The sequence below is a fragment of the Halomonas sp. 3D7M genome (genome assembly GCF_014897885.1).
GTDB lineage: Bacteria > Pseudomonadota > Gammaproteobacteria > Pseudomonadales > Halomonadaceae > Vreelandella.
In genome coordinates this window covers 1-9,698 of the sequence record NZ_JABUZF010000272.1, presented here as the reverse complement: position 1 = coordinate 9,698, position 9,698 = coordinate 1, and the positions used below count along the sequence as shown (strand labels likewise).

Below are 9,698 nucleotides of genomic sequence, written 5' to 3'. Positions count from 1 at the left end.
CGCTTACGCCTTGGTGTCTTATCAAACCGCCTGGTTGAAAGCGCACTATCCTGGCCCGTTTATGGCCGCCGTTATGTCAACGGAAATGGATAACCTGGACAAGGTAGTGCCGCTAATTGAGGAGTGCCGCCACCTCAAGCTTACCGTCACACCGCCGGATGTTAATGTCGGTGGCTACAAGTTCACCGTTGATACGGAAGGGCGCGTGGTTTACGGCCTGGGTGCCATTCGCGGTGTCGGTGAAGGCCCAATTGGTGCGATTGTTGAAGCCCGTAGCACCGATGGTCCATTTAAAGATCTGTTCGATTTTTGTCGCCGCCTTGATCCAAAACGGATGAACAAGCGAACGCTGGAAGCGCTGATTCGCTCTGGCGCACTGGATAATCTTGGCCCTAACCGGGCGGTGCTTTCCGCCGCGATGGAAGACGCCTTGAAAGCGGCTGCTCAAAACCATGCCAACCAAAATCTGGGTATGCTGGATATGTTTGGCGATGCGTTTACTGCGGAAGAGGAAGAAACGGACCCTTACGCTGAGTATCAGAGCGCCCGTGAATGGACAGATCGTGAGCGCCTTTCTGGTGAAAAAGATACGCTGGGTCTCTATCTGACCGGCCATCCCATTGATGAATATGAGCGTGAGCTAAAGCGCTTTGTCTCTACTCGCATTAGTGATTTGAAGGCCTCTCGTGAGCCGCAGCGGGTGGCTGGCTTAGTGGTAGCCATGCGCACTATGAAGTCCAAGCGTGGCGATACCATGGCGTTTATCACGCTGGATGATCGCACCGGGCGTATCGAAGCTTCCCTGTTTGGCGAACTATTTGAGCAACTGCGGGGCCAAATCGAATCTGACCAAGTGATTATCGTTGAAGGCGAAGTATCCAACGATGACTTCTCCGGCGGTTTGCGTTTGCGGGGTAAAGACGTTACGCCGATGGTGACCGCACGGATTCGCTATGGCGAAGCGGTAGAACTTGCATTGGATGCTGAACAGATCAACGGGCGTTTAGTCGATAGCCTGCGTGAGAGTCTTACGCCATACCGCGATACCGGCGGGTTGCCGGTGCGGCTGCAGTATCGCCACTCAGCAGCGGTTGGCTGGCTGGCGCTGGCCGATGAATGGAAAGTAGCTCCCAGCGACGACTTGTTGTTGGCCCTTCGTGATGTGCAGGGGCAGGTTGGCGTTCAGCTACGCTACCGCTAACAAACGCTATAAACATGCGCGTGCCACCGTCAAATTGAGTGCTAAATGGCGGTGCAGCACGCTAATTGAAAGGGTACTGCCTTGCGTGGCAGGTTCAGGGTGCGATAATGCCCCCATACATGCCCGTTTCGACAAGGCTTCTTTTTTTATAGGCAGCTTACAGGCAGAGCCGATGAATCCTAACTATCTCGATTTTGAACAGCCCATTGCCGAGCTTCAGGCAAAAATTGAGGAGCTGCGTTTGGTCAGCTCCGATAGCCAGGTTAATCTCTCCGATGAGATATCTCGGCTGGAAGAAAAAAGCCGTAAGTTAACCGAATCGATCTTCAAAGATTTAACCCCCTGGCAGGTTTCCCAAATATCTCGCCATCCGCAGCGCCCTTATACGCTGGATTATCTTGAGCATATTTTTACTGACTTTGATGAGCTTCACGGCGACCGCAATTTTGCCGATGATGCAGCCCTTGTCGGAGGCGTTGCGCGTTTGAATGATCAGCCGGTGATGGTCATTGGGCATCAAAAAGGACGCGATGTTAAAGAGAAAGTACGTCGCAACTTTGGCATGCCGCGCCCGGAAGGCTACCGTAAAGCCTGCCGCCTAATGGAAATGGCTGAACGCTTTAAAATGCCCATCCTAACCTTTATCGATACGCCTGGGGCTTACCCAGGGATCGATGCAGAAGAGCGCGGGCAATCGGAAGCCATTGCGTATAATTTGGCGGTAATGTCACGCCTGAAAACACCGATTATCTCCACCGTAGTGGGGGAAGGTGGTTCTGGTGGCGCGCTGGCGATTGGTGTGTGCGACGAGCTGCATATGCTGCAGTACTCTACCTATTCGGTTATTTCTCCAGAAGGCTGTGCGTCTATTCTTTGGAAGAGCGCTGAAAAAGCATCTGATGCCGCTCAAGCCATGGGGATCACTGCTGAGCGCCTCAAAGAGCTTGGCTTTGTTGATGAGCTAATTAAAGAGCCGCTGGGTGGTGCTCATCGCCATCCACTGACGACGGCTGAGCGCGTTAAAGAGGCTTTGGCTAATAGTCTGGAACGCCTGCAAAGCTTTGATAGCGATGCGCTACTAGAGCGCCGCTATAAACGGTTGATGAGCTATGGCGCCCCAGCCGCCTAAGCCGCTGTTACGTTTACTGAATGACGCCCTGGCGGAGACCCCGCCGGGGCGTACTATTTGGGTAGCGCTTTCCGGTGGGCTAGACTCTTCGCTGCTGCTAACGTTGGCCGCTCAGGTTTGCCGGGACGCACGTCGTCCGCTGCGGGCGATGCATATTAACCATGGTCTACAGGCGGCAGCCAGCGCCTTTGAAGCGCATTGTCAAACGCTGTGCGATACGCTTGGTGTATCACTAGTGACGGCCAACGTGGCTGTGGACGCTCAGGGCGAGGGTATCGAGGGGGCGGCGCGGCGAGCGCGCTACCAAGCGTTTATGGCGCATATTCCCACTGGCGATACGCTATGGCTAGCCCAGCACCAAGATGACCAAGCAGAGACGCTACTGCTGGCCGCGTTGCGTGGCAGTGGTGTGCGTGGCTTGGCGGGTATGCCTTTTCGCCGCGAGTGGCAGGGGCTCACTCTGCTGCGGCCCTGGTTGAGTGTCAGCAGACAGACGTTGGCTGATGCGGCGCATGGATTATCAATCAGCTGGTGCGAAGACCCGACAAACCGAGACATCGCGTTTGATCGCAATCGCTTACGCCATCAGGTGATGCCAGCACTACAACTACGTTGGCCTGGCGCTGCACGAGCCCTTGCCAATAGCGCCCAGCATGCCGGTGAGGCAGACCAGCTATTGGCGGCCTATGCCGAGGAAGAGCTGGCAACGCTGATGCGCGGAGAACACTGCATGGATGCTACGCTGCTTAGTCAACGCTCCTTACCTCGCCAGCGGCTGCTGGTGCGTACGCTTTGTAAGCAGCTAGCGCTCCCAACCCCTCCGCAAAAACGCCTCGAAAGCCTGCTAGCGCAGTTAGGCGCAGTGAACGACGCCCAGGTGAAGGTTGAATGGCCAGGAGTAGACGCACGGATTTGGCAACGCCGTCTCTATCTCATGGCACCGCTTAAGCCACTGCCTGAATGGGAAGTCGAGTGGGAAGGCGCGCCAGGGCAACTAACCCCTTTGGGCGTGCTGGAAGTATCGCTGGCACCGCCGCGCCGCGTAACGTTGCGTTGGCGACGTGGTGGCGAAGTGGTGGCGTTAAAAGAGCGTGGACGGCGTGACGTTAAACGCTTGCTCCAAGAGCGGGGAGTGCCGCCCTGGGAACGTGAGCGTTTGATTGTAGTAATGGAAGGTGAGTCATGCCTGGGCGTTATCCAGCCGCCTGCCAACGTATTGTGGCAGGCTGAAGGCGTTGCTCTTGCCGCTACCTCTACGCAACCGAAAACGTAAATCCAGCCGCTGTCATATAGGCCTGTTCCTGCTCCATATCGGTACTTAACAGCGTCGGTTCGTCGCTGGCTGGTAGCGTCATCAGCAGCGCTTCACCCTCTGCGTTAATCTCTGGTAGCGGCGGGGGATTTTCAGACCGGGAGTGATTAATAAGCACGGCAAGGCGCAGCAGGCGAGCAAGTTTGGCACAGCCTTCCTGGTGAGAGGCGGGCAGCGCCTGCCACTCTTTCGTCGGAAACTTGCGTCGATGGGCGCGCACTAAAAACGCCAGTAGACGCTGCTCAGGGCGTGAAAAGCCAGCCAGGTCGGAATGCTCTAGCAAATAGGCGCCGTGGCGATGGAATTGACTATGAGAGATAGCCAAGCCAATTTCATGTACATGACTTGCCCAGACAAGATAATGGCCTTGCTCTTGGGTTAGCCCCCAGGCTTTTTTTACTTTATTGAATAAGCGAAGGGCCGTGTCGGCGACATTTTCTGCCTGCCGAGAGTCAACATCATAAATCCGCTTCAATGCATCTAGGCTTTTAGAACGGGTATCTTCCGCACTATTCCGTCCCGCCATGTCATAAAGCACTCCTTCGCGCAGGGCGCCGTCTGCAAAGCGCATTTGGGAAAGATTAAAGGCTTCAAAAATAGCGTTTAAAATGGCGATACCTGCCGGAAAGACTTTTGCTCGGTCAGGTTTTAGACCATCTAGCTCAACTTTCTCCAGCTGTTTGCATTTTAGTAGGCGTTCACGCAGCTTTTTCAACCCACTGCGGGTGATAACACCTTCTTGGGGCGAATCGCCGTAAGCATATAACACGCTCGCGGCAGCCTTTATCGTTCCGCTAGAGCCCACGGGGTCATCCCAGCCAAGGCGTAGGTAGGGACGCTGAATGTTGGCCAGTTCTGACAGGGCAGACAGCTCAGCACGACGCATACGCTTTTCACTAATTTCGCCATCAGGAAAAAAGCGGCTGCTGAAGGTGACGCAGCCCATGCGTAAGCTCTCAAGTGCTTTGGGCTCGAAGGCTTCGCCAATGATAAATTCCGTCGACCCGCCGCCGATATCAACAATTAAGCGGCGGCCATTTTCGGCTAGCGCGTGGGCGGCGCCTAAATAAATAAGCCGGGCCTCTTCGCGGCCAGCAATAATTTCGATAGCGTGGCCAAGCTGCGCTTCGGCACGCTCGATAAACGCTTGGCTGTTATAGGCATCGCGCAACGCATTCGTACCGACAATGCGCAGATTGGCATCCTCAATGTCGTTGAGAAAGGGTGCAAAACGGCCTAGACAGTCCAACGCGCGCTGCATGGCTGCCTCGTTTAAATAGCCGTTCTCGTCTAGCCCAGCGGCTAACTGAACCTTTTCACCCATCCTGGCAACGACTTGAAGGCGCTCGTTTTGATAGTTAGCGACCAGCAGGTGGAAGCTGTTAGAACCCAGGTCGATGGCGGCTAAGCGCTGCGGTTCAGTGTTATCCAGTTCAGCCGACGGCGCGGTGAGAGGGAGTGAAATTTCCTTGGGCATGGGCGTTCCTTCCTAGTGGCTATGCCAAGGTTGCGGTGCCTTATTAGTATTGTCAATTGTCAAAGACTTGCGTTTATCGCGGGCCTTGACTACCATCGAACTACTGGCTTGATCCGAGTTAACTTGTTTGCCTATTAAACAGGCGTATTACTCGGGTATTCCGAGCAGTACGTATCCAATGGCATCAGCCAGATGTCCAAGTCGTCAGATAACCCGCTGAAACAGCATTTTCTGTGCCGATCAGATTAACTAGTTTATTAGCACCCTCACGTTAAGCAGTCGTTGATGCCGTTACTCCTTTATTGGCATTTACTTCAAGACTGCCTAGCTTTCAGTATCTGAGCGTGTGCCTAGATGGGGTTCTGAACGCATCACTCGGCGCTTAGCCCTACTTTTAGGTCACGCCTCCTGTCTTATTCCCGGCGCTTGTCGCCCAGCTTTCATGAGCAACTTTCTAACACACCGATGAATCTCACTGAACTCAAGCAAAAAACCGTTCCCGAGCTGCTCGATATCGCCCGCGAGATGGGTATCGACAACTTAGCCCGTTCGCGCAAGCAGGACATCATTTTCGCCATCCTCAAAAAGCATGCTAAAAGTGGAGAGGATATTTATGGCGATGGTGTGCTGGAAATCCTTCAGGATGGCTTCGGCTTCCTGCGTAGCGCTGACAGCTCGTACCTCGCTGGACCGGATGATATCTACGTATCGCCGTCTCAGATCCGTCGTTTCAATCTGCGTAAAGGCGACTCCATTTCCGGCAAAATCCGCCCGCCTAAAGAAGGTGAGCGCTACTTTGCCCTGCTCAAAGTTAGCCAGATCAACTTTGATCGTCCGGAAAATGCCAAGCATAAGATTCTCTTTGAGAACTTAACGCCGCTGTTCCCAGACGACCGGCTGCGCATGGAGATTGGTAATGGCTCTACCGAAGATCTTACCGCGCGCATCATTGATCTGACTGCGCCGATTGGTAAAGGTCAGCGTGGTCTGTTGGTGTCACCGCCTAAAGCGGGTAAGACACTGATGCTACAGAACATCGCGACGTCCATTACGCGCAACAATCCTGAGTGCCATCTGATTGTATTGCTGATCGATGAGCGTCCTGAGGAAGTGACCGAAATGTCACGCACCGTGCGTGGCGAAGTGGTTGCCTCTACCTTCGATGAACCGCCCGCCCGCCACGTGCAGGTTGCGGAAATGGTGATCGAAAAAGCCAAGCGTTTGGTAGAGCACAAGAAGGACGTGGTGATTCTGCTCGACTCCATCACCCGTTTGGCGCGTGCCTATAACACCGTGGTGCCCAGCTCTGGCAAAGTGCTAACCGGTGGTGTGGATGCCCACGCTCTTGAGAAGCCAAAACGTTTCTTCGGTGCCGCGCGTAATATCGAAGAGGGCGGTAGCCTGACGATTATTGCCACTGCACTGGTCGATACCGGTTCGAAAATGGACGAAGTCATTTTCGAAGAGTTCAAGGGCACCGGCAACATGGAAGCGCACCTTGACCGCAAGCTGGCTGAGAAACGCGTGTTCCCCGCGATCAATATCCGTCGCAGCGGTACCCGTCGTGAAGACCTACTGGCGTCAGAAGATGAAATGCAGCGCATGTGGATTCTTCGCAAGCTGCTCAACCCGATGGAAGACACGGCTGCTACAGAGTTCCTGATTGATCGTCTGAAGGATACCAAGACGAATCTGGAGTTCTTTGAAGCGATGAAGCGCCGCTAGGCGCTGCATTACAGCCAAGCACTAGCGATAAATGTCTGACAGCCGGGGAAGTGCCTTGGGGAGAGTGCCTTGAAGTACCACGACTTGCGCGATTTTATTGCGGCACTTGAAGCGCAGGGTGAACTTAAGCGAATTAAAGCAGAAGTTGATCCTTATCTGGAAATTACCGAAATTTGCGACCGGACATTACGTGCTGGTGGCCCCGCACTGTTGTTTGAGAATGTGAAGGGACACGACATGCCGCTGCTGGGCAACCTGTTTGGTACGCCTAAACGGGTTGCGCTGGGCATGGGGCAGGATTCGGTAGAGGCGCTGCGCGAAGTGGGTAAGCTACTGGCGTTTCTAAAAGAGCCCGATCCGCCTAAAGGGTTAAAAGACGCCTGGGACAAGCTGCCGATTTTCAAGCAAGTGCTAAGTATGGGGCCAAAAATCGTTAAGCGGGCTCCGGTACAAGCGCTATCGTTTGAAGGCGATGAGGTTGACTTGGATCGTTTGCCGATCCAGCACTGCTGGCCTGGCGATGCGGCGCCGCTAGTGACTTGGCCATTGGTGATTACCAAAGGCCCGCATAAAAAGCGTCAAAACCTCGGTATTTACCGCCAACAGAAAATTGCTAAAAACCGCCTGATTATGCGTTGGCTCTCCCATCGGGGCGGTGCGCTGGATTTTCTTGAGTTTCAAAAAGCGCATCCCGGTGAGCCATTTCCTGTGGCGGTGGCGCTGGGGGCTGATCCTGCAACAATTTTAGGCGCCGTCACACCGGTACCCGACTCTCTCTCCGAGTATGCGTTCGCTGGGCTTCTGCGCGGTTCACGCACAGAGCTTGTCAAGTGCGGACATGCTGACCTGGAAGTGCCTGCGTCTGCAGAAATCATTCTTGAAGGGTTTATTTACCCCGACGATATGGCAGCGGAAGGGCCATTTGGCGATCACACCGGTTATTACAACGAAGTCGATCACTTCCCCGTTTTTACCGTCACGCGGATGACCATGCGACGGGACGCGATATACCACTCCACGTATACCGGCCGCCCACCCGATGAGCCAGCTATTCTAGGCGTCGCGCTTAACGAGGTATTTGTGCCGATCCTGTGTAAGCAGTTCCCGGAGATTGTTGACTTCTACCTGCCGCCGGAAGGGTGCTCCTATCGGATGGCCGTCGTGACCATGAAAAAGCAGTACCCAGGTCACGCCAAGCGCGTCATGATGGGGGTTTGGAGCTTTCTGCGTCAGTTTATGTACACCAAGTTTGTCATTGTACTGGATGACGATGTCGACGCGCGTAACTGGGAAGACGTGATGTGGGCAATTACCACGCGTATGGACCCAGCGAGGGATACCGTGATGGTGGAAAATACCCCCATTGATTACCTCGACTTTGCGTCTCCAGTGTCCGGGTTGGGTTCTAAAATGGGGCTCGACGCCACCAATAAATGGCCAGGAGAAACGGATCGAGAGTGGGGGACTCCCATCGTGATGGACGATTCGATAAAGACCCGCGTTGACGAGCGTTGGGACGAGCTGGGCATTGATATCCCGTTACCCACACCTCGCCACGGCTAACCCAGTGGCGCAGGTCGGACGATTCTTCATAAAGAGGCTTTCATGAGCGCAAGCACGTCAACTTGCAAGACGTTAACCTGCCAGGTAACCGCCGTTGAGGATTTAAATCCCGACGTCTTTGGGGTGACCCTGGAAGGGCGGCCAGAAGCCATGCAGCATGCGCCTGGCCAGTATTTAGAGCTGAAACTAGACGATAACACCTGGGTGCCGTTTTCAATTGCCAGCGCTGAACGTGGCGATGGCATTATCGAATTGCATATTCAGCACTGGCCTGAACGGGATAACTCAGCTCGCTTGAGAGAGTTGTTGCAGGTGGCCAACCAATTGACCGTACGCTTACCCAGTGGTGACTGTGTGCTGGACGCTGAAAGCGAGCGCCCGCTACTGCTGGTCGCGGCAGGCACCGGTTTTGCACAGATGAAAGCCATTGTAGAAGCGACGCTGCGGCAGCAGCCCGCTCGGCCTATTTCACTATGGTGGGCAAACCGCGAGCACCGCGATCTGTATGCCGAAGATTTGGCCTGCGAATGGGCACAACAGTATGCCAATGTTGCTTTTCAAGCCGTAACAGAGTTTCCGCTTACCGAGCCGCTGGCGGTTGGTGAACGAATATCACACCATCAAGGACGCATTGACCTAGTGCTGGAAAGTGCCCTTGAGAGCGAACTTGCAAGGGCTCAGTTGACGCTCAGCGATTGTGATATCTTCCTATCAGGCTCGCCGGGGATGGTTTATGCCTGTGTTGATGTGTTCGAGCGAAAAAACATCAGTAGTGAGAGAATGTTCTCGGATGTATTTGCCTACGCTCCTCGCCCTCACTAAAATGATTGGCCGATAACTGACGCACGGCATGTGCCGATAACCGATACCGATAAAAAAGGAGGCTTTCATGGCCCACCATGACGACAACTTCAAAGACGAATCAGGTTTACTTTCTATTGTGCTCGGTGTTGTGGTCCTGGTTAGCATGAGTGCACTGCCCGCAACGATTGGTTGGGTACAAGCGTTTGGCGGTTGATGGTTGCCATTTTGTTCCTATGCAGGCAGGATTGAACACTCAGATGTCATCGTTCTCGATGAGCAACGTGAATTAGACTTGTAAATTAGGATGTAGCCATGCACACAGTACAATGCACATGCCACACACAAGCAAGGCCGGTATCGGCGGCTAGTGCTTGTGCGTGCGTTGCTGCATTCTTTTATGCTGCCTATTGGTTTAGCCACGGTGTGCCCCTGGCCGACCAGTAGCGTCGCGTCATCAGGCACACCGACTAGGTTGCCTGCCGCATGC

The 9,698-nt window shown here is 54.2% G+C and carries 8 protein-coding genes; 7 read left to right on the top strand and 1 reads right to left on the bottom strand.

The features are described from left to right. The 3 genes from INT22_RS21595 to tilS all read left to right on the top strand — a co-directional run. Window positions 1–1,201 (top strand): helix-hairpin-helix domain-containing protein (locus INT22_RS21595; RefSeq protein WP_264298869.1); only part of this gene is annotated, 1,201 nt, incomplete at its 5' end. 172 nt (window positions 1,202–1,373) lie between these two features. Beyond that, window positions 1,374–2,330 (top strand): acetyl-CoA carboxylase carboxyltransferase subunit alpha, encoded by a 957-nt coding sequence (locus INT22_RS19200; RefSeq protein WP_038486504.1) that lies wholly within the window; start codon window positions 1,374–1,376, stop codon window positions 2,328–2,330. Continuing rightward, window positions 2,311–3,603, top strand: coding sequence for a tRNA lysidine(34) synthetase TilS (tilS, locus tag INT22_RS19195; protein ID WP_193068765.1), 1,293 nt, complete (start codon window positions 2,311–2,313; stop codon window positions 3,601–3,603). The genes INT22_RS19200 and tilS overlap by 20 nt, the downstream gene beginning before the upstream one ends. On the opposite strand, the gene ppx is transcribed toward tilS, so the two are convergent. Further along, the gene (gene ppx, locus INT22_RS19190) at window positions 3,584–5,119 is read right to left on the bottom strand and encodes an exopolyphosphatase (RefSeq protein WP_089039216.1); all 1,536 of its coding nucleotides are present in this window, start codon (window positions 5,117–5,119) and stop codon (window positions 3,584–3,586) included. The genes tilS and ppx overlap by 20 nt on opposite strands. 465 nt (window positions 5,120–5,584) lie before the next feature. On the opposite strand from ppx, the gene rho reads away from it, so the two are divergent. The 4 genes from rho (at window position 5,585) to INT22_RS21835 (ending at window position 9,425) form a co-directional block, all read left to right on the top strand. Next, a complete protein-coding gene (gene rho / locus INT22_RS19185) occupies window positions 5,585–6,844 on the top strand; it encodes a transcription termination factor Rho (RefSeq protein ID WP_038481222.1) in 1,260 nt (419 codons plus the stop codon). Window positions 6,845–6,913: 69 nt separating this feature from the next. Continuing rightward, a complete protein-coding gene (gene ubiD / locus INT22_RS19180; protein ID WP_089039215.1) occupies window positions 6,914–8,407 on the top strand; it encodes a 4-hydroxy-3-polyprenylbenzoate decarboxylase in 1,494 nt (497 codons plus the stop codon). A 42-nt stretch (window positions 8,408–8,449) separates the two neighbouring features. Beyond that, on the top strand, window positions 8,450–9,229 hold the full coding sequence (locus INT22_RS19175) for an NAD(P)H-flavin reductase (RefSeq protein WP_193068764.1): 780 nt from the start codon (window positions 8,450–8,452) through the stop codon (window positions 9,227–9,229). A 67-nt stretch (window positions 9,230–9,296) separates the two neighbouring features. Beyond that, window positions 9,297–9,425, top strand: coding sequence for a hypothetical protein (locus INT22_RS21835; protein WP_264298868.1), 129 nt, complete (start codon window positions 9,297–9,299; stop codon window positions 9,423–9,425). Window positions 9,426–9,698: the final 273 nt, after the last annotated feature.